Origin of the sequence: Paraburkholderia kururiensis JCM 10599 = LMG 19447 (genome assembly GCF_003986935.1) — a bacterium.
GTDB lineage: Bacteria > Pseudomonadota > Gammaproteobacteria > Burkholderiales > Burkholderiaceae > Paraburkholderia > Paraburkholderia kururiensis.
Genome location: NZ_RJZE01000010.1, coordinates 213,096 through 231,687, shown reverse-complemented (window position 1 = coordinate 231,687; position 18,592 = coordinate 213,096). Strand labels below are relative to the sequence as shown.

Here is an 18,592-nt window from a genome sequence, read left to right as displayed (position 1 = left end):
CGTAGCGTGCTTTGCCGGCTCGTTCACGCGCCCGCGCCCTGTTCGGCGATGCAATGGTCGATCATGCGGCACACGGCCTCGAACGTTCCCACCATGATGAGCCGCGAAGGTCCGTGATAGACGCGCACAGGGGCACGGCGCGCGGGCTCACTGTGTACACCGGCGTTGAGCGAGACACGGGCGAACGCCGGTTGTGCCGATGGCAAGGCCGGCAGCGACTCCGCTTCGTTGCCGAAGAGCGGCGCGGTACGCGGTGCCGCTGCCGCTTCGATAGCGGAAGCAGCGGACGCGGCCGGAATGCACGGCACCAACGTGCGCAGGTGACGAAGGCGGCCGAACTGGCGGAAGGGCAGCAGGCGGGCAAGACGTTCCATGAATCTCTCCAGGCGGCGTTCAGATGTTCAGAATTCGGTCGGGCGGATCAGGCCGACCGCAATGCCTTCCAGTGCGAAATCTGCACTGCCGGCTTCCACAAAGATGTTTTCGTAGTCCGGGTTCTCGGCGATCAGCTCGATGCCGTTCGGCCGGCGCTTCAGGCGCTTCACCGTAACGTCGTCGCCCAGCCGCGCCACGATGATCTGGCCGTCTTTTGCCTCGGTGCGTTTTTGCACAGCGAGCAGATCGCCGTCGAAGATGCCCGCGTCGCGCATGGAAAGCCCGCGCACTTTCAACAGGTAGTCCGGCTTGCTCGAAAAGAGTGCGGGATCGCAGGCGTAGTGCTGCGAAATATGTTCCTGCGCGAGGATCGGGCTGCCCGCCGCCACACGCCCGATGAGCGGTAGCGAAAGCTGCATGAGGCTGGAGTGCGGCAACGTGAACTGATGCGGCATGTCGTCGACGCCCGGCAGCAGGCGAATGCCGCGCGACGCACCCGCCGCCAGTTCGATCACCCCTTTGCGCGCCAGTGCCCGCAGATGCTCCTCCGCCGAGTTGGCCGAGCTGAACCCGAGTTCTGCGGCGATTTCAGCGCGCGTGGGCGGGAACCCCGTGCGCTCGATGGCCCGGCGAATCAGATCGAAAACCTGCTGCTGTCGTGCGGTGAGTTTGGTCATGGCGCCACTGTATGGATAGACAGGTGACTGTATTTTTATACAGTATCCGGCACTTTTCAAGCGTTACTTGAAGTTCGCGCGGCGAGCCTTCGCCGCAACGCCGGATTGCGCCGTTATCGCAGCCGAAAAAACGCCGGAGCGCCCCATCCCGCCGTCGTTACCACTTTTCCGTATTAAAAAATGAAGAAGGATTATTTTTAATCATGAAGGGGTCTCATTAGACTGGTTCGCATCACTTCGAAGCGCCGGCCACGCAACGCACGGGCCGCCACGCCACGACACGACACAAGCGCAGACGCAAGGCACAAGCGCAAAGCCAACACGACACAAAACGGAGCAGGCAGATGCAAAACCACACAACGGGGTTCGCCAGGGCAAGCGGTTCCGGGCCGGCGGCGGCACAGGCGGCGCAGGCGGCAAAGCGCCAGGCAAAACACTGGATCGCCGCACTCGGCCTCGGACTTGCCGCAGCGCTGGGCGCGCCGGGTGCCGTCACGACGGCGCACGCGGACACCACGCTGCTCAACGTCTCCTACGACCCCACGCGCGAGTTGTACCAGGACGTCAATCAGGCGTTCGCGAAGGAGTGGAAGGCGAAGACCGGCGAGACGGTGACCTTCAGGCAGTCGCACGGTGGGTCGGGTGCACAGGCGCGTTCGGTGATCGACGGGCTTCAGGCCGACGTCGTGACTCTCGCGCTCGCCTACGACATCGACGCCATTGCGAACAAGGGGTTCATCGACAAGGGCTGGCAGAAGCGCCTGCCCGACAACGCCTCGCCGTACACCTCGACCATCGTGTTCCTCGTGCGCAAGGGCAATCCGAAGCACATCAAGGACTGGGACGATCTCGTGAAGCCGGGCGTGTCGATCGTCACGCCGAACCCGAAGACCTCGGGCGGGGCGCGCTGGAACTATCTGGCGGCCTGGGCCTACGCGCTGCACCAGCCGGGCGGCAACGAGCAGAAGGCGAAGGACTTCATCGCGAAGCTGTATCACAACGCAGGCGTGCTCGATTCCGGCGCCCGCGGCGCGACGACGAGCTTCGTGCAGCGCGGCATCGGCGACGTGCTGATCGCCTGGGAAAACGAAGCATTTCTGTCGCTCAAGGAATTCGGCCCGGAGAAGTTCGAGATCGTGGTGCCTTCGGTGAGCATCCTCGCCGAGCCGCCCGTCGCGGTGGTGGACAAGGTCGTGGATCGGCACGGTACGCGCAAGGTCGCAGAGGCCTACCTGAACTTCCTCTATAGCGAAGAGGGTCAGGAGATTGCGGCGCGCAACTTCTACCGACCGCGTTCGACGAAGGTGCCCGCCGAACTCACGCAGAAGTTTCCGAAGTTGAAGCTCTATACCGTGGACGACACCTTCGGCGGCTGGACGAACGCGCAGAAGACGCACTTTGCCGATGGCGGCGTATTCGATTCGATCTATCAGCCCCAGTAACGGCGGTGGCTGGAGCAGCACGGCTGGAGCAACACAGCAGCACAGCAGCGCGGCGCCGAAGAGCAGTCCCGCGGCATCACCAACGCGTATCACGATAAAAGCGACCGGCAGATCGCAGCGACGGGAACGGCAGCAGGGCGCGGGCATCATCGTCCGCGTGCGCGGCCGGCCTCGTCGGCTGCATGACCGGACGTCGATGTAACCCTGAAGCAACCCTGACAGAGCATTGGCATGACGACGTTCACCTTCCGCAAACCGGCGGCGTTGCCCGGTTTTGGCGTGACGCTCGGTATTACGGTGGCGTATCTGAGCCTCGTGGTGCTGATCCCGCTCGCCGCCACGTTTCTCAAGACGGCCACGCTCGACTGGGCGCAGTTCGTGCGCGCGGTCACCTCGCCGCGTGTGCTCGCCTCGTACCGGCTCACATTCTTCGCCGCGTTGGGCGGGGCCATGATCAACGCCGTGTTCGGGTTTCTCGTCGCATGGGTGCTCGTGCGCTACACGTTCCCGGCGAAGCGCGTCGTCGATGCGGTGGTCGATCTGCCGTTTGCGCTGCCCACCTCGGTGGCGGGCATTTCGCTTGCCGCCATTTACGCGGGCAATGGCTGGATCGGCCAGTTCCTCGCGCCGCTCGGCATCAAGATCGCGTTCACGCCGCTCGGCGTGCTGGTCGCGCTCACGTTCATCGGGCTGCCGTTCGTCGTGCGCACCGTGCAGCCGGTGCTCGAAGACTTCGAGCGCGAGCAGGAGGAAGCGGCGGCGTGCCTCGGCGCCTCTCGCTGGCTCACCTTCCGGCGCGTGGTGTTGCCCGCAGTGCTCCCCGCGCTGTTGACGGGCTTTGCGCTTGCGTTCGCACGCGCGCTCGGCGAGTACGGCTCGGTGATTTTCATTGCGGGCAACGTGCCGATGAAGTCCGAGATCACGTCGCTGCTCATCATCACCAAGCTCGAGCAGTACGACTATGCCGGCGCGACGGCGCTCGCGGTCGTGATGCTCGTGGTGTCGTTCCTCATGCTGCTGCTCATCAATTCGCTGCAGTGGTATCTGCAGCGGCGCACGAGTCGCAGTGCGTCGGCTGCATCGGCGGGGCCGGGCGCGATACCGGCGCTGGGCACTGCATCGCACGCGACGGGAGGTGCGCAATGAGCGGCAACCGTAGAGCGGCGTCCGCCGTGAGCGCCGCCGGCGGCGCCGCAACCGAGGTGGGCGGCACGACCGGCGTGGGCGCGCGTCGGCCAGACCCCGTCACCGAATCGCGCGTCGTGCGCTGGACCCTCACCGCAGTCGCGCTCGCTTTTCTCGCGCTCTTTCTCGCCGTGCCGCTCGCGGCGGTTTTCTACGAGGCGCTGCGCAAGGGCGTAGGTGTCTACTTCGAATCGCTCGCCGACCCGGACGCGCTTGCCGCCATCCGCCTCACGCTCACCACGGCCGTCATCGCAGTGCCGCTCAATCTCGCGTTCGGACTGGCGGCGTCGTGGGCCATCGCGAAATTCGAATTCAAGGGCAAGGCGCTGCTCACTACGCTGATCGACCTGCCGTTCTCGGTTTCGCCCGTCATTTCCGGGCTCATCTACGTGCTGATGTTCGGCGCGCAAGGCTGGTTCGGTCCGTGGCTGCAAGCCCACGACGTGCAGATCATTTTCGCGGTGCCGGGCATCGTGCTCGCCACGATCTTCGTGACGTTCCCGTTCGTGGCGCGCGAGCTGATTCCGCTCATGCAGGCGCAAGGCAACGACGAGGAAGAAGCCGCGCACGTGCTGGGTGCCTCGGGCTGGCAGATCTTTCGCCGCGTCACGCTGCCGAACATCCGCTGGGGGCTGCTGTATGGCGTGATTCTGTGCAACGCGCGGGCGATGGGCGAGTTCGGCGCCGTCTCCGTGGTGTCGGGACACATTCGCGGACAGACCGACACCATGCCGCTGCACGTGGAAATTCTCTACAACGAGTACAACTTCGCGGCGGCGTTCGCAGTGGCTTCGCTGCTGGCGTTGCTCGCGCTTGTCACGCTCGGCCTCAAGCTGCTTGCGGAGCGGCACATGTCGGCCGAGCAGGAGACGGCGCGCGGCGCGGTGCATGCCGGCGCCGCTGCGCTCGCGGGCACCATCGGAGCCGCGTCGAAAGAAACCGCAGCCGCGCCGCGCGTGGCGCTTGCGCGCCCGGTTCATCATGGAGAGCAGTAAATGGGCATCATCGTTCGCAACCTGCAAAAGCGTTTCGGCGACTTCACCGCGCTCGACAACGTCTCCCTCGACTTTCCGCCCGGCGAACTCGTCGCGCTGCTCGGGCCCTCCGGTTGCGGCAAGACGACGTTGCTGCGCGTGATTGCCGGCCTCGAATTCGCCGACGCGGGGCAAGTCGTGTTGCAAGGCCAGGACGTGGCGGCTGTGGGCGCGCGCGAGCGGCAAGTCGGCTTCGTGTTTCAGCACTACGCGCTCTTTCGGCACATGACGGTGTTCGAGAACGTCGCGTTCGGTCTGCGCGTGAAGCCGCGCAAGGAACGACCTGCGGAAGCCGTGATCCGCGAGAAAGTGCACGAACTGCTGAAGCTCGTGCAGCTAGACTGGCTGGCGCAGCGCTATCCGTCGGAGCTGTCGGGCGGTCAGCGGCAGCGCATCGCGCTGGCGCGGGCGCTTGCGGTGGAGCCCAAGGTGCTGCTGCTCGACGAGCCGTTCGGCGCGCTCGATGCGAAAGTGCGCAAGGAGCTGCGCAGCTGGCTGCGGCGGCTGCACGACGATCTGCACATCTCGACGCTCTTCGTCACGCACGACCAGGAGGAGGCGCTCGAAGTGGCGGACCGCATCGTCGTGCTCAATCACGGCCGTGTTGAGCAGGTGGGCAGCCCGCAGGAGGTGTACGACCATCCGCGCACGCCGTTCGTCTACGAGTTCCTGGGCGCGGCGAACCGGCTGCGCGGCAGCGTGGACGGCGGCGGTTTCGTGGCGGAAGGGGCGGTGCAGCCGATCGGCATCGACGCCGCGTTCGAAGGGCCCGCGTATGCGTACGTACGTCCGCACGATCTCGTGCTTTATCCGCAAGGGGCCGCGCGCGCCGACGGCATCGTCGTGGATGTGAGGCGCGTCGTGCCGCTCGGCGGATCGGTGCGGGTGGAACTCGCCGCACGCGAAGGCAGCGTGCTCGAAGCCGAACTCGACCGCGAAACGTGGCGCGAGCTGCGCCTTGCCGTGGGCGACGGCGCGACCGTCGTGCCGCGCGCGTTGCGCGTGTTTCCGGCTGTTTGAGCCGGTCCGGGTCCGTCCGAACCCATTACTATTTCACTCTGGCAGAACCGGAGACACAGATGAATTTTCAGCAATTGCGCTTCGTGCGCGAGGCCGTACGCCAGAACATGAATCTCACCGAGGTGGCCAATGTGCTGTACACCTCGCAGTCGGGCGTCTCGAAGCAGATCAAGGATCTGGAAGACGAACTCGGCGTGGACATCTTCATTCGCCGCGGCAAGCGGCTCACGGGCCTCACGGAGCCCGGCAAGGCGGTGCACCAGCTGATCGAGCGGATGCTGCTCGACGCCGAGAACCTGCGCCGCGTTGCACGGCAGTTCGCGGACCAGGACAGCGGCCACCTGGTTGTCGCCACCACGCACACACAGGCTCGCTATGCGCTGCCGAAGGTCGTGCATCGCTTCCGCGAAGTGTTCCCTAAGGTGCATCTCGCGCTGCGCCAGGGCAGTCCGCAGCAGATCGCGCAGATGATCATCAGCGGCGAGGCGGATCTCGGCATTTCCACCGAGGCGTTGGACCGCTTTCCCGACATCGTGACGTTCCCGTGCTACTCGTGGCATCACGTCGTCGTGGTGCCGAAGGATCACCCGCTCGTGGGCCGGCCGAACCTCTCGCTCGAAGAGGTGGCGGAGTATCCGATCATCACCTACGACCAGGACTTCACGGGCCGCTCGCACATCGACCAGGCCTTCGCGAAGGCGGGTGCGCTGCCCGACGTGGTGCTCACCGCCATCGACGCCGACGTGATCAAGACCTACGTCGAGCTTGGCATGGGGATCGGCGTGGTGGCGGCGATGGCGTACGACCCGAAGCGCGATACCGGGCTCGTTGCGCTCGACAGCGAGCACCTGTTCGAGGCGAGCACGACGCGCGTGGGCCTGCGCAAGGGCGCGTTCTTGCGCCAGTACGCGTACCGGCTTATCGAGATGTTCGCGCCGCATCTGACCGAAGCGCAGATCGCGAGCCAGTTGCGCGAGGCGGGCTGATGCGGGCGGATTGACGGGCGTGCAATGGCGGCGGCGCGGTTCGCCTGCCGCACCTGGCGCGCCTGGTGTTACGCGCGAGGCGGTTGCAGTGACTCGGTTGCTGCACCGCTGCGCCGCCTATGGCCGCGAATCGCCCGCTCGCGTTCGCTTACAATCGCGGCCATGAATACATCTCTCACTTCCCCATCCGCGGCCGCTCGCGCGCTGCCGCGCATCGCGGTGCTCGCCACGGGCGGCACCATCGCCGGGGCCGCGCCGGACGCGGCCAATACCGCGGGCTATCAGGCCGGCGTGGTCGGCGTCGATCAATTGCTGGCGGCGGTGCCGGCGCTCTCGTCGGTGGCGCGCATTCAGGCCGAACAGCTCGCGAGCATCGACAGCAAAGACATGGCGCCCGCGCTCTGGACCACGCTCGCCGAACGCGTGAACGCGCTCCTTGCCGGCGCCGACGTGGACGGCATCGTGATCACGCACGGCACCGATACGCTCGAAGAAACGGCCTACCTGCTGCATCTCACCGTGAAGAGTGCGAAGCCCGTGGTGCTGACCGCTGCGATGCGTCCGTCGTCCGCGTTGTCGGCCGACGGTCCGCTGAATCTGCTCAACGCCGTGACCGTGGCGGCGAGCGAGAAGGCGTGCGGGCAGGGCGTGCTGCTCGCCTTCAACAACCGCATTCACAGCGCGCGCGACGTGGTGAAGACGAGCACCTACGCCGTGGACGCGTTCCAGTCGCCCGAGATCGGCGCGCTCGGCTGGGTGCAGGACGGGCGTGTGGAGTTCCAGCGCAGCGTGGTGCGCGCGCATACGACAGCGACGCCGTTTGCCGTCGGCGCGCCGTGGCCGCAGGTGGAAATCCTGGCGAGCTATGCAGGCGTCTCGCGCCTGGCCGTCGACGCACTGGTTGCCGCGGGCGTGCGCGGCCTTGTCGTGGCGGGAACGGGCAATGGCTCGATCCACGCCACCTTGCAGCAGGCGTTAGCCGAAGCGGCGGCGCGCGGCGTGGCCGTGGTGCGTTCGTCGCGCGTGGGCTCCGGGCACGTCATGCGCAACGGCGCCGCGCCCGACGACGCAATGGGTTTCGTGAGCGCAGGCACGCTCAATCCCTACAAGGCGCGCGTACTGCTGATGCTGGCGCTTGCCTCGGGCGCGACTGACAGCGCGGCGCTACAGCGCGTGTTCGATACGTACTGATTGCCGCCCGATTGCGGCCCGATTACCGCCCGATTACCGCTTGATTGCCGCTTGATCACCCGGGCGTTGACGGTATCCGCGCCGGCGGGCGGCTTCGTTTCTTCACTTCGATACGACAAGAATCCGACAGCCGGACACCCGGCGACGACGTCTGACCGACCAAGGCTTCCCCGCCTTCGCCGGGCGCCGCTGCGGACCCCACTGGCCGCCCTCAGCCCAGGGCGGCCCCGATGGCTCCTTCCCGCGCACTTCCGTGCACGAGCCGGAGCGCCCCACCTGCAACCGCGGCCGCTTGAGGCGACGGTTGTCTGTCGATGGACGGGCGACGTACGAGACGCCGCCGCCCGCGCAACACATGCAGCCTTGCTCAGGCGGCCTTGGCTTGCTCATCGGGCGCTTGCGCGACCTCGAAGTTGGCCATGATTTCGAGCGCGCGCACCATCGCCGAATGGTCCCAGCCCTTGCCGCCGTTCGCGGCGCACACGCTGAAAAGCTGCTGCGCGCTCGCGGTGTGCGGCAGCGCGATGCCGAGCTTGCGCGCGCCGTCGAGCGCGAGGTTCAGATCCTTCTGGTGCAGTTCGATGCGAAAGCCCGGGTTGAAGGTGCGCTTCGTCATGCGCTCGCCATGCACTTCGAGAATGCGCGACGACGCAAAGCCGCCCATCAGCGCACGACGCACGCGCTCAGGGTCTGCGCCCGAGCGCGCCGCGAACAATAGCGCTTCGGCCACGGCCTCGATGTTGAGCGCCACGATGATCTGGTTGGCCACCTTGCAGGTTTGCCCCGCGCCGTTGTCGCCGATGAGCGAGACGTTCTTACCCATCAGGTCGAAGAGCGGCTTTGCCTGATCGAAGGCTTTTTGCGGGCCGCCCACCATGATCGTGAGCGTCGCCTCGCGTGCGCCGATCTCGCCGCCTGACACCGGGGCATCGAGATAGTCGCAGCCCAGCGCGTTGATGCGCTTCGCGAAGGCCTGCGTTTCGAGCGGCGAAATCGAGCTCATGTCGATCACGAGCTTGCCGGCCGTAAGACCCTTCGCGACGCCGTCGTCGGCGAAGAGCACGTTCGCCACGTCCGGCGTGTCGGGCACCATGGCAATCACGATGTCCGCGGCTTGCGCGACGGCGGTCGAGTTTTCAACCACGGTCGTTTTCGCGCGCAGATCGTCGGGCACGGGGTAAGCACCGTTCACGAACAGCGTGTGTCCGCCCTTGATGAGATTGCGTGCCATGTGCGCGCCCATGATGCCGAGTCCGATGAATCCGATCTTTGCCATGTGTGTCGTTCTCCGATGAATGAATGTCGGTATGGGTTCGTTGAGGTGTGTGCGAAGGCCGCCTCAGGCGGCCACGCGCGTTTGACCGGCGCGCTGCAGCCAGCCGAGCCCTTCCACCGTGGTGGTGCGCGGCTTGTACTCGCAGCCCACATAGCCGGTGTAGCCGAGCGAATCGAGCAGGTCGAACAGGAACGGGTAATGGATCTCGCCCGTGCCCGGCTCGTGGCGACCGGGGTTATCGGCTAGCTGAATGTGCGCGATCTGCGGCAGGTGTTTCGTGATGGTCGCGGCGAGTTCGCCTTCCATGCGCTGCATGTGATAGATGTCGTACTGCAGAAACAGGTTGTCCGAGCCGACTGCGCGAATCACGTCGAGCGCTTCGGCCGAACGATTGAGCGCGAAGCCCGGAATGTCGTAGCTGTTGCACGGTTCCACCAGCAGCTTGATGCCCGCCTTCTTGAGTTCGCCCGCGGCGTAGCGCAGGTTTTCGACGATCGTTGCCCGCGCGGTGTCGCGATCCACGTCGGGCGTCGGAATGCCCACGAGGCAGTTCAGCTGCGGCACGCGCAACGCCTTTGCGTATTCGATCGCGCGGCCCACGCCTTCCTGGAACTCGGCGACGCGATGCGGCAGGCACGCGATGCCGCGCTCGCCGGCTTCCCAGTTGCCGGCCGGCAGGTTGTGCAGCACGAGACGCAGGCCGTGCTGCTCGAGCCGCGCGGCGAGCTCGGCCGCGCTGTACGGGTAAGGGAACAGGAATTCGACGGCATCGAAGCCCGCTTGCGCGGCCGCGGCAAAACGGTCGAGGAACGGCACTTCATTGAACAGCATCGTGAGATTGGCTGCGAATTTGGGCATGGTGCGTGGGTCCAGTGGTCGGTCAGAAAGCAGGAGGAAAGCGGATCAGGACAACACGCCGATCGACGTCGGCGCGTCTTCGGGCTTTTCGGCAAGCGCTTCGAACTCGTTGATCGCATCGATTTCGGTACCCATCGAGATGTTCGTCACGCGCTCCAGCATCACCTCGACGATCACGGGCACGTTGAACTCGCCGAGCATCGACTGCGCACGACGCAGGGCCGGCGCGATGTCTTCGGGCTTGAAGACGCGCAGCGCCTTGCAGCCGAGCCCTTCGGCGACGGCAACGTGATCCACGCCGTAGCCGTTCATCTCGGGTGCGTTGATGTTCTCGAAGCCGAGCTGCACGCAGTAGTCCATGTCGAACGCGCGCTGCGCCTGGCGAATCAGGCCCAGATACGAGTTGTTCACCACGACGTGCACGTACGGCAGCTTGAACTGCGCGCCCACCGCGAGTTCTTCGATCAGGAACTGGAAGTCGTAGTCGCCGGAAAGCGCGACGATGGGCCGGGCCGGGTCTGCCGCGCGCACGCCGAGCGCGGCGGGAATCGTCCAGCCGAGCGGGCCGGCCTGGCCGCAATTGATCCAGTTGCGTGCCTTGAAGACGTGCAGGAATTGCGCGGCCGCAATCTGCGAGAGGCCGATCGTGCTCACGTAGCAGGTGTCGCGGCCGAACACGCGGTTCATTTCCTCGTAGACGCGCTGCGGCTTCACCGGCGTGTTCTCGAAATGCGTGCGACGCAGCAGCGTGCGCTTGCGTTCGAGACATTCGGCGGCCCAGGCGCTGCGGTCCTTGAGCTTGCCCGCCGCCTTCCATTCTTTCGCCACGTCGACGAAGAGTTCGAGTGCGGCCAACGCGTCCGACACGATGCCGAGGTCCGGCCCGAACACGCGGCCAATCTGCGTGGGTTCGATATCGACGTGCACGAATTTGCGGCCCTTCGTATAGACCTCGACGCTGCCGGTGTGGCGGTTCGCCCAACGGTTGCCGATGCCGAGCACGAAGTCCGAGGCGAGCAGCGTCGCGTTGCCGTAGCGGTGCGAGGTCTGCAGACCGACCATGCCGGCCATGAGCGGATGGTCGTCGGGAATCGCGCCCCACGACATCAGCGTGGGGATCACCGGTACGCCCAGCGTTTCGGCGAACGCGACGAGCAGGTCTTCGGCGGCCGCGTTGATGACGCCGCCGCCCGAGACGATCAGCGGACGCTCGGCGTCGTTGAGCATCGTGAGCGCGGCTTCGATCTGATGGCGCGTCGCACGCGGCTTGTAGACGGGCAGCGGTTCGTAGGTGTCGATGTCGAACTCGATTTCGGCCAGTTGCACGTCGATCGGCAGGTCGACCAGCACCGGGCCGGGGCGGCCTGAGCGCATCAGGTGAAAAGCCTGCTGGAACACGCGCGGCACGAGCGCCGGTTCGCGCACCGTAACCGCCCATTTGGTGACGGGCTTGGCGATGGATTCGATGTCGACGGCCTGGAAGTCTTCCTTGTAGAGCCGCGCGCGCGGCGCCTGGCCCGTGATGGCGAGAATCGGAATCGAATCCGCCGAGGCCGAATAGAGGCCCGTGATCATGTCCGTGCCCGCGGGCCCCGACGTGCCGATGCACACGCCGATGTTGCCGGGCGCCGCGCGCGTGTAGCCCTCGGCCATGTGGGAAGCGCCTTCCACATGGCGCGCGAGCACGTGGCTGATGCCGCCCGCCTTCTTCATCGCGGAGTAGAGCGGGTTGATGGCGGCGCCGGGCACGCCGAACGCAGTGTCGATCCCTTCCTTTTCGAGCACCAGAACGGCGGCGTCGATGGCTCTCATCCTAGTCATGCGTGTCTCCTGGAGTTCTCAAGATCTGCGAAAGCGGAGGGCGCGAATCGCGCGATGGATCACGGGAAGCGCCTGTCGAGAGTCACTTTAGGGGTGCATCAAAGGTTTGATAAGATCAGTGCCGGTCGTTTAATACGAAACAAAAAGTATCGAATGGCGGCGGCTGGTCGAGCTGGCCGCCGCTCAGGAGACGAACATGGACCGCTTCAAGCAGATCGAGACGTTCGTGCGCGTGGCCGAGGCCGGGAGCCTTGCGGCAGCGGCGCTCGAGGAAGGCGTGTCGCCGGTGATCCTCGGGCGGCGTATCGACGCGCTCGAAAAGCGCCTCGGCGTGAAGCTGATGTATCGCTCCACGCGGCGGCTCGTGGTGAGCGAGGAGGGCGCCGCGTTCCTCGAACGCTGCCGCGGGTTGCTCGCCGAATGGGAGCAGGCGGAAAACGAACTGGCGGCCGGCCGGCGCGCGGTGAACGGCCATCTGATCGTCTCGGCGCCCGCGGCTTTCGGGCGCAAGCATGTGGCGCCGCTCGCGCCGGCGTTTCTCGCCGACAAGCCCGGGCTGCAGATTTCCTTCAACCTGACCGACCGCGTGGTGGACCTCGTGCGCGAGGGCTACGACCTCTCGATTCGCATCGGCGGGGCGGTGGATCCGAATTTCGTTGCCGTGAAGCTGGCGTCGAACCGGCGCGTGGTTTGCGGCACGCCGGGATACTTCAGCCGCCACGGCCGGCCGAAGACGCTCGAAGACCTGCCGCGCCACAACTGCCTCGCGTTCAACCTGCAGGGCGGCCAGAACCGCGGCTGGTATTTCCGCCGCAATGGCAAGCTCGTCACCGTGCGGGTGGGCGGCACGCTCGACTGCAACGACGGGGAGCTGCTGCATCGCTGGGTGTCCGAGGGGCTTGGCCTCGGCTGGCGGTCCACCTGGGAAGTCGAGGAACAGCTCGCAAGCGGTCAGCTGGAGACCGTGCTCGACGAGTTCGCGCTGCCCGACTACGACATCCTCGCGGTGTACCCGCAGCAGCGTTACGTGCCTGCCCGGGTGCGCTATTTCATCGATTACCTGAAGGACGTTTACGCCCAGCCAGGGTATTGGCGGGGGACCGCAGCCGCCGGACCCGGGAATAAACTCGCGGTGTGACCGGTATTGCCGGGTGAAGCGTGGTGCGGATCAGCGGCGACGGGGTGAGGCTGGCGCCGTGGGCCGCGCACGGACGGCGAAACGATGAACGACCGGAGGGCCGGGGTGGCGCAAACCTTGGACGAGGACAGGCAAGGCGGCGACGTGCACGGCACGGCGGGCGAGGCAGCGCGCGGCGCAGACGTCGGCGGTGACGGCGCTGGCGGTAGTGCTGGCGGTAGTGCGGGCGGTAGTGCGGGTGATACCGGCGCGGCATATGGCGAGGCTGAGCCGACCGCGTCGCACCGTATGGACCGCTCGCCGGACGACGCCTGCTCTGGCGCCCAGGCCGCCGCACGCAGCTTGCGCTTTCAGCAGCTCGCGCTGCCGCATCTGGATGCGGCCTACAACCTTGCGCGCTGGCTCTGCGGCAATCCGAGCGATGCCGAAGACGTCGTCCAGGAAGCCTGCGTGCGCGCGTTCCGCTTCTTCGACACCTTTCATGGCGACAGCGCGCGGCCGTGGCTGCTCACCATCGTGCGCCGCACCTGGTACACCGAGTGGCGGCGCCGCGCCAACACGCACGAAGTCGCGCCCTTCGACGACAACGACGGTAACGACGGCGAGATCGCCCTCGACGGCTGGAGCGTGGGTGGTCTCGATCCCGAGGCGTTGCTAATTCGCGAGGAAGACGCCCGGCGCGTGCACGCGGCCCTCGAACAGTTGCCGCCCGAATTTCGCGAGGTGCTGGTGCTGCGCGAAATGGAGGATCTGAGTTACCGCGAGATCGCGGCGATTGCCGATCTGCCGGTCGGCACCGTGATGTCGCGCCTTGCCCGCGCCCGGCGCAAGCTCGCCGCGCTGCTCAGCGGCGCGCCGGGACGGCCGCCGCAGGGGAAGCAAGCGCCGCAGGCAGGCGGCCTTGCAGCGAAGCCCGCCCGTCCGGGCGGCGACGCCGCGCGGCGGGCCCATCCAGACAACACCGCATCGGAGGCCTTCGATGGAATGTAAGGAAGTGCGTCCGCTGCTCGATGCGGATCTCGATCGTGAACTGCCGGCGCTCGAAGCGCTGCGTGTGCAGCAACACGTCGATGGCTGTGCGGCGTGCCGTGAAGCACGCGATGCGCTCGCGGCGCTGGCCAGTACGGTGAGGCGTGGAGGGCACTATTACCGGGCGCCCGAGGCGCTGAGGGCGCGAATCGTCGCGATGCTGCCGGGGGAGGCTCACGCGCAGACACGCGTCCCCATGCCTGCCGCCGTGGCGGGAGCGGACGAGCAGCGCGAACGGCGTGTCGAGCGCGACGGACGGCCCGCATCGGGCGGGCATGAGGACGACGGTGCGAGGGTGGGCGGCGAAGCGGGCTACGGGGACGCGGGCGTCGGTGGCGGCACAAGCAACGGCGCCAGCCATGATGGCAGCGGCGTGGGCGCTGCCATCATGGGCGGAGCCGGCAATGGCGCACGCGCTCGCCCGCCTTCGCGCGGCCCATTGTCATGGCTCGCTGAGGTATTCCGACCCTCCGACGCCGCGGGCGCACGAGCCGGACGGGGAGGTCTGGCCGCCGGAGCAGGCGCGGCGGGCTGGTCGAGCGCCGGGGCCGCGGCCGCTGTGTCGCGCGGGAGCCTGCTCGCCGGCGTGGGCCTCCTGCTCGTGGCCGCGGTCGCGACGACGGTGCTGCTGGTCCGCCGGCCGACCGAGAGCGGCCTTTTCGTGAACGAACTCGTCGCGAGCCACGTGCGGGCGGAGCTTTCCGGACGGGACATCGACGTGGTCTCCACGGACCAGCACACCGTCAAACCCTGGTTCAACGGGCGGCTCGACTATGCCCCGCCGGTGGAAGATCTTGCGGCCAGCGGTTTCGCGCTCACGGGCGGACGGCTCGACTACGTGGGGCATCGGCGTGTCGCAGTGTTGATCTACCGCTACCGCAAGCATGTAATCGACGTCTACGTGCTGCCCACGTCCGAGGCGGCGAAGCGCGGCGAGAGCGCGCCGCTCGCGACGCAGTCGGACGGCTATGCCGTGCGCCGCTGGCAGGCGGCCGGCATGACGTGGTGGGCGGTGAGCGACGCCGAATCGTCCGTGCTGGCCGGCTTCCAGGCGGTGCTCGCTGCGCGGCTGGGCGGCGGCGCGTGAGGGAGCCCCGCGGGTGGCCCTGAGGTGGCCCTGAGGTGGCCGCGGGCCGCGTAGTGGCCGTGAGAGGACCGCTTGGGGCGGCTGAAATCACATCACCATGGCTGCTTTTGAGCACAACTCGTCCTGCTCGCCCTGTCCGCCCCTCAAGTCCTTGAAAATACGGCTGAATCTCGCGCCCGATTCACCGCAATCCTTGCGCGTCCCAGCCATTCGGGTTACACTCTTCGGCTTCTCACTTGCCACACCGGTTCCGACGCCCGGGTGGCTTCTATCCACAAGGAGTGTGTATGCGTCATTACGAAATCGTCTTTATCGTGCACCCGGACCAGAGCGAACAGGTGCCCGCGATGATCGAGCGGTACAAGTCCATGGTCACGTCGCACAGCGGCCAGGTCCATCGTATCGAAGACTGGGGCCGTCGCCAGCTGGCCTACATGATCGAGAAACTCGCGAAGGCTCACTACGTCTGCATGAACATCGAATGCGACCAGCCCACGCTGGACGAGCTGGAACACGCGTTCAAGTTCAACGACGCCGTGCTGCGCCACCTCATCGTCAAGATGAAGAAGGCTGAAACCGGCCCGTCGCCGATGATGAAGGAAGTGCAGCGCGAAGAAGCCCGCAAGGCGGCTGCCCAGCCTTCCGAAGCGCAGGCTTAAGAGAGCACAAGCCATCAGGGAAGCGTTTCGCTCACGCTCACGGCCCACGTGAACCGGCTGCAGCTCACGGCAACCATCGTTGAACGCGAACCGGTGCGGTACACCCCGGCCGGCGTTCCGATCGCAAGCTGTACGTTGCAGCACCACGCCGAAGTCGTCGAAGCCGGGGTCTCCCGGCAGATCGAGCTGACGATGCCGGCCGTTGCGGCCGGCGAAGCGAGCGGCAAGCTGGAAAGCTGCGAGATGGGCGTCGAAGCGCTCTTCACCGGTTTTCTGGCGAAGAAAAGCCGCAACGCGCGAACCCTGGTGTTTCACATCACAGAACTGCAGTACACAGGAAAGGACTGAACATGGCCCGCCCGACTGGCAAGAAATTCGACAAGCGTCGTCAGCAACAAAACCCGCTCTTCAAGCGCAAGAAGTTCTGCCGTTTCACGGCAGCTGGCGTCGAGCAGATCGACTACAAGGACATCGAAACGCTGAAGGACTTCATCGGCGAAAACGGCAAGATCACGCCGGCGCGTCTCACGGGTACCAAGGCGCACTACCAGCGCCAGCTCGACACGGCGATCAAGCGCGCGCGTTTCCTCGCACTGATGCCGTACACCGACCAGCACAAGGCTTAACCCGAACGACGACGCAACAAGGAGCATCCGAATGCAAATCATTCTTCTGGAAAAGGTCGTCAATCTGGGTAACCTGGGCGACATCGTTAAGGTCAAGGACGGTTACGCACGTAACTTCCTGATCCCGCAAAAGCAGGCTCGTCGTGCCACGAAGGAAGCGATCGCCGAATTCGAAGTGCGTCGCGCCGAACTCGAGAAGGTCGCCGCTGAAAAGCTGGCAGCCGCTCAGGCACAAGGCGAGAAGCTGGCTGGCCTGACCGTGCAGATCGCGCAGAAGGCAGGCGTGGACGGCCGTCTGTTCGGCTCGGTCACGAACGCCGATATCGCCGAGGCGCTCAAGAAGCAAGGCTTCGAAGTCGAGAAGGCGCAGGTTCGCCTGCCGGAAGGTCCGCTGAAGATGGTCGGCGACCACCCGGTGCAAGTCGCGCTGCACACGGACGTCGTAGTCGACGTCACCGTGTCGGTGCTCGGCGAGCACGTCTAAAGACGGCGGCGGCCGGCCGCGGGCGTTTTGCTTCGCAGACCGGTCGTCAGCATCGCAGCATACGAAGGCAGGAGCCGTTATTCGGCTCCTGCCTTTTTTCTTCTCCGCTTTTTTTCGTTTATCTTCGGCCGCTGCCTGGCTCTGCCCGCCGCTGTCGCACTTCGCTGGGACGGCGCTCGCACAGATTCCCGCCGCCTCTGATTTCGCCGATAATTGCCGACCATGAACGCACCGAAAGATCCCCAAATCGAGTCGCTGAAAGTCCCGCCGCATTCGATCGAGGCCGAGCAGTCGGTGCTCGGCGGTCTGCTGCTCGACAATGGCGCCTGGGACCGGATCGCCGACTTTCTCTCCCAGAGCGACTTCTACCGCTACGACCACCGGATCATCTTCGAGCACATCGGCAGGCTCATTGCCGGCTCACGCCCGGCCGACGTGGTCACGGTGTACGAGGCGCTCGGCACCTCGGGCAAGGCGGACGAGGTCGGCGGTCTCGCCTATCTGAACGCGCTGGCGCAGAACACGCCGAGTGCGGCCAACATCCGCCGCTACGCGGAAATCGTGCGCGATCGCGCGGTGCTGCGCCGGCTTGTGTCGGTGGCCGACGAAATTTCGGCCGACGCCTTCAATCCGCAGGGCAAGGAAGTTCGTCAACTGCTCGACGAGGCTGAAGCCAAGGTGTTCTCGATTGCCGAAGACGGAGCGCGCGGCACCCAGGGCTTTCTCGAGATCGGGCCGCTGCTCACGCAGGTGGTGGAGCGCATCGACACGCTGTACCACACGGCCAATCCGAGCGATGTGACAGGCACGCCCACCGGCTTCGTCGACCTCGACCGCATGACTTCCGGCATGCACGGCGGCGAACTGATCATCGTGGCGGGCCGACCCTCGATGGGTAAGACCGCGTTTTCGATGAACGTCGGCGAATACGTGGCGGTGGAGTATGGCTTGCCGGTCGCCGTGTTCTCGATGGAAATGCCGGGTACGCAGCTCATCATGCGGATGCTCGGTTCCGTAGGCCGGCTCGACCAGCACCGCATGCGCACCGGGCGTCTCACCGACGAAGACTGGCCGAAGCTCACGCACGCGGTGCAGAAAATGAGCGAGGCGCAGATCTTCATCGACGAAACCGGTGGCCTCAACCCGATGGAACTGCGCTCGCGTGCGCGGCGTCTGTCGCGGCAATGCGGCAAGCTCGGGCTCATCATCGTCGACTATCTCCAGCTCATGAGCGGTTCGTCGCAGGGGGAGAACCGCGCGACCGAAATCTCCGAAATTTCGCGATCGCTCAAGAGCCTTGCCAAAGAACTCGACGTGCCCGTCATCGCGCTTTCGCAGCTCAATCGGGGGCTGGAGCAGCGGCCCAACAAGCGTCCGGTGATGTCGGACCTGCGCGAATCGGGTGCTATCGAACAGGACGCCGACGTGATTCTCTTCATCTACCGCGATGAGGTGTACAACCCGGACAGCCAGGACAAGGGCACCGCGGAAATCATCATCGGCAAGCAGCGTAACGGTCCGATCGGCCCGGTGCGCCTGACGTTCCATGGTCAGTTCACCAAGTTCGACAACTTCGCGGGCCCGCAGAATTTCTACGGCGGGGAATGAGGCCGCTTTAGGGTGTTTTTGCGCCACGCCGTGGCAAGAACGCCGCGATACGACATGGGACGGGTGCGTGCCCAAGGCTGCAACGGTACAATATTG

General features: G+C 65.9%; 19 protein-coding genes. 14 read left to right on the top strand and 5 right to left on the bottom strand.

What is annotated here, in order from left to right:
• Positions 1 to 23: 23 nt before the first annotated feature.
• Both PKKP23_RS14440 and lexA read right to left on the bottom strand, forming a co-directional pair.
• Positions 24 to 374 carry a hypothetical protein gene (locus PKKP23_RS14440; RefSeq protein ID WP_126877377.1) on the bottom strand — a complete coding sequence of 117 codons (351 nt, stop codon included), beginning with the start codon at positions 372 to 374 and terminating at the stop codon, positions 24 to 26.
• A 27-nt stretch (positions 375 to 401) separates the two neighbouring features.
• Positions 402 to 1,052 (bottom strand): transcriptional repressor LexA, encoded by a 651-nt coding sequence (gene lexA / locus PKKP23_RS14435; protein WP_026121834.1) that lies wholly within the window; start codon positions 1,050 to 1,052, stop codon positions 402 to 404.
• Positions 1,053 to 1,396: 344 nt separating this feature from the next.
• Between lexA and PKKP23_RS14425 the strand changes: the two genes are divergently transcribed.
• From PKKP23_RS14425 to PKKP23_RS14400, 6 genes are all read left to right on the top strand, one after another.
• A complete protein-coding gene (locus tag PKKP23_RS14425) occupies positions 1,397 to 2,494 on the top strand; it encodes a sulfate ABC transporter substrate-binding protein (RefSeq protein ID WP_240659003.1) in 1,098 nt (365 codons plus the stop codon).
• Positions 2,495 to 2,725: 231 nt separating this feature from the next.
• Positions 2,726 to 3,640, top strand: a complete 915-nt coding sequence (gene cysT, locus PKKP23_RS14420; RefSeq protein ID WP_126877376.1) for a sulfate ABC transporter permease subunit CysT — start codon at positions 2,726 to 2,728, stop codon at positions 3,638 to 3,640.
• Positions 3,637 to 4,674 carry a sulfate ABC transporter permease subunit CysW gene (gene cysW / locus PKKP23_RS14415; RefSeq protein ID WP_176048973.1) on the top strand — a complete coding sequence of 346 codons (1,038 nt, stop codon included), beginning with the start codon at positions 3,637 to 3,639 and terminating at the stop codon, positions 4,672 to 4,674. Before cysT ends, cysW begins: the two co-directional genes overlap by 4 nt.
• On the top strand, positions 4,675 to 5,733 hold the full coding sequence (locus PKKP23_RS14410; protein WP_126877375.1) for a sulfate/molybdate ABC transporter ATP-binding protein: 1,059 nt from the start codon (positions 4,675 to 4,677) through the stop codon (positions 5,731 to 5,733). It begins immediately after the preceding gene.
• A gap of 59 nt (positions 5,734 to 5,792) precedes the next feature.
• Positions 5,793 to 6,719 (top strand): CysB family HTH-type transcriptional regulator, encoded by a 927-nt coding sequence (locus PKKP23_RS14405; RefSeq protein WP_017776727.1) that lies wholly within the window; start codon positions 5,793 to 5,795, stop codon positions 6,717 to 6,719.
• A gap of 162 nt (positions 6,720 to 6,881) precedes the next feature.
• Positions 6,882 to 7,910, top strand: coding sequence for an asparaginase (locus tag PKKP23_RS14400; RefSeq protein WP_126877374.1), 1,029 nt, complete (start codon positions 6,882 to 6,884; stop codon positions 7,908 to 7,910).
• Between the two features lie 367 nt (positions 7,911 to 8,277).
• On the opposite strand, the gene PKKP23_RS14395 is transcribed toward PKKP23_RS14400, so the two are convergent.
• The 3 genes from PKKP23_RS14395 to gcl form a co-directional block, all read right to left on the bottom strand.
• Positions 8,278 to 9,186 (bottom strand): 2-hydroxy-3-oxopropionate reductase, encoded by a 909-nt coding sequence (locus tag PKKP23_RS14395; protein ID WP_126877373.1) that lies wholly within the window; start codon positions 9,184 to 9,186, stop codon positions 8,278 to 8,280.
• Positions 9,187 to 9,249: 63 nt separating this feature from the next.
• The gene (gene hyi, locus PKKP23_RS14390; RefSeq protein ID WP_126877372.1) at positions 9,250 to 10,044 is read right to left on the bottom strand and encodes a hydroxypyruvate isomerase; all 795 of its coding nucleotides are present in this window, start codon (positions 10,042 to 10,044) and stop codon (positions 9,250 to 9,252) included.
• Between the two features lie 45 nt (positions 10,045 to 10,089).
• Positions 10,090 to 11,865 carry a glyoxylate carboligase gene (gene gcl, locus PKKP23_RS14385; RefSeq protein ID WP_026121836.1) on the bottom strand — a complete coding sequence of 592 codons (1,776 nt, stop codon included), beginning with the start codon at positions 11,863 to 11,865 and terminating at the stop codon, positions 10,090 to 10,092.
• Positions 11,866 to 12,061: 196 nt separating this feature from the next.
• On the opposite strand from gcl, the gene PKKP23_RS14380 reads away from it, so the two are divergent.
• The 8 genes from PKKP23_RS14380 (at position 12,062) to PKKP23_RS14345 (ending at position 18,496) form a co-directional block, all read left to right on the top strand.
• On the top strand, positions 12,062 to 13,003 hold the full coding sequence (locus PKKP23_RS14380) for a substrate binding domain-containing protein (RefSeq protein WP_017776732.1): 942 nt from the start codon (positions 12,062 to 12,064) through the stop codon (positions 13,001 to 13,003).
• Between the two features lie 288 nt (positions 13,004 to 13,291).
• On the top strand, positions 13,292 to 13,993 hold the full coding sequence (locus PKKP23_RS14375) for an RNA polymerase sigma factor (protein ID WP_126877420.1): 702 nt from the start codon (positions 13,292 to 13,294) through the stop codon (positions 13,991 to 13,993).
• Entirely contained in the window at positions 13,983 to 15,119 is a 1,137-nt protein-coding gene (locus PKKP23_RS14370) for an anti-sigma factor family protein (protein WP_126877371.1), read from the top strand. The genes PKKP23_RS14375 and PKKP23_RS14370 overlap by 11 nt, the downstream gene beginning before the upstream one ends.
• A 287-nt stretch (positions 15,120 to 15,406) precedes the next feature.
• Positions 15,407 to 15,778, top strand: a complete 372-nt coding sequence (gene rpsF, locus PKKP23_RS14365; protein WP_017776736.1) for a 30S ribosomal protein S6 — start codon at positions 15,407 to 15,409, stop codon at positions 15,776 to 15,778.
• A 48-nt stretch (positions 15,779 to 15,826) separates the two neighbouring features.
• Positions 15,827 to 16,126 carry a primosomal replication protein N gene (gene priB, locus PKKP23_RS14360; protein ID WP_017776737.1) on the top strand — a complete coding sequence of 100 codons (300 nt, stop codon included), beginning with the start codon at positions 15,827 to 15,829 and terminating at the stop codon, positions 16,124 to 16,126.
• A 2-nt stretch (positions 16,127 to 16,128) separates the two neighbouring features.
• Positions 16,129 to 16,404, top strand: a complete 276-nt coding sequence (gene rpsR / locus PKKP23_RS14355) for a 30S ribosomal protein S18 (RefSeq protein ID WP_017776738.1) — start codon at positions 16,129 to 16,131, stop codon at positions 16,402 to 16,404.
• A gap of 31 nt (positions 16,405 to 16,435) precedes the next feature.
• Positions 16,436 to 16,888 carry a 50S ribosomal protein L9 gene (gene rplI / locus PKKP23_RS14350; RefSeq protein WP_017776739.1) on the top strand — a complete coding sequence of 151 codons (453 nt, stop codon included), beginning with the start codon at positions 16,436 to 16,438 and terminating at the stop codon, positions 16,886 to 16,888.
• A gap of 222 nt (positions 16,889 to 17,110) precedes the next feature.
• Entirely contained in the window at positions 17,111 to 18,496 is a 1,386-nt protein-coding gene (locus tag PKKP23_RS14345; protein ID WP_017776740.1) for a replicative DNA helicase, read from the top strand.
• Positions 18,497 to 18,592: the final 96 nt, after the last annotated feature.

Excerpts from the sequence above, each read along its gene's own strand:
- PKKP23_RS14395 (WP_126877373.1), bottom strand. The coding sequence starts at position 9,186 with ATGGCAAAGATCGGATTCATCGGACTCGGCATCATGGGCGCGCACATG.
- rplI (WP_017776739.1), top strand. The coding sequence starts at position 16,436 with ATGCAAATCATTCTTCTGGAAAAGGTCGTCAATCTGGGTAACCTGGGC.
- PKKP23_RS14410 (WP_126877375.1), top strand. The coding sequence starts at position 4,675 with ATGGGCATCATCGTTCGCAACCTGCAAAAGCGTTTCGGCGACTTCACC.
- PKKP23_RS14405 (WP_017776727.1), top strand. The coding sequence starts at position 5,793 with ATGAATTTTCAGCAATTGCGCTTCGTGCGCGAGGCCGTACGCCAGAAC.
- rpsR (WP_017776738.1), top strand. The coding sequence starts at position 16,129 with ATGGCCCGCCCGACTGGCAAGAAATTCGACAAGCGTCGTCAGCAACAA.
- cysW (WP_176048973.1), top strand. The coding sequence starts at position 3,637 with ATGAGCGGCAACCGTAGAGCGGCGTCCGCCGTGAGCGCCGCCGGCGGC.
- PKKP23_RS14440 (WP_126877377.1), bottom strand. The coding sequence starts at position 374 with ATGGAACGTCTTGCCCGCCTGCTGCCCTTCCGCCAGTTCGGCCGCCTT.
- cysT (WP_126877376.1), top strand. The coding sequence starts at position 2,726 with ATGACGACGTTCACCTTCCGCAAACCGGCGGCGTTGCCCGGTTTTGGC.
- PKKP23_RS14400 (WP_126877374.1), top strand. The coding sequence starts at position 6,882 with ATGAATACATCTCTCACTTCCCCATCCGCGGCCGCTCGCGCGCTGCCG.
- rpsF (WP_017776736.1), top strand. The coding sequence starts at position 15,407 with ATGCGTCATTACGAAATCGTCTTTATCGTGCACCCGGACCAGAGCGAA.
- lexA (WP_026121834.1), bottom strand. The coding sequence starts at position 1,052 with ATGACCAAACTCACCGCACGACAGCAGCAGGTTTTCGATCTGATTCGC.
- PKKP23_RS14375 (WP_126877420.1), top strand. The coding sequence starts at position 13,292 with ATGGACCGCTCGCCGGACGACGCCTGCTCTGGCGCCCAGGCCGCCGCA.
- PKKP23_RS14345 (WP_017776740.1), top strand. The coding sequence starts at position 17,111 with ATGAACGCACCGAAAGATCCCCAAATCGAGTCGCTGAAAGTCCCGCCG.
- PKKP23_RS14370 (WP_126877371.1), top strand. The coding sequence starts at position 13,983 with ATGGAATGTAAGGAAGTGCGTCCGCTGCTCGATGCGGATCTCGATCGT.
- gcl (WP_026121836.1), bottom strand. The coding sequence starts at position 11,865 with ATGACTAGGATGAGAGCCATCGACGCCGCCGTTCTGGTGCTCGAAAAG.
- hyi (WP_126877372.1), bottom strand. The coding sequence starts at position 10,044 with ATGCCCAAATTCGCAGCCAATCTCACGATGCTGTTCAATGAAGTGCCG.
- PKKP23_RS14425 (WP_240659003.1), top strand. The coding sequence starts at position 1,397 with ATGCAAAACCACACAACGGGGTTCGCCAGGGCAAGCGGTTCCGGGCCG.
- PKKP23_RS14380 (WP_017776732.1), top strand. The coding sequence starts at position 12,062 with ATGGACCGCTTCAAGCAGATCGAGACGTTCGTGCGCGTGGCCGAGGCC.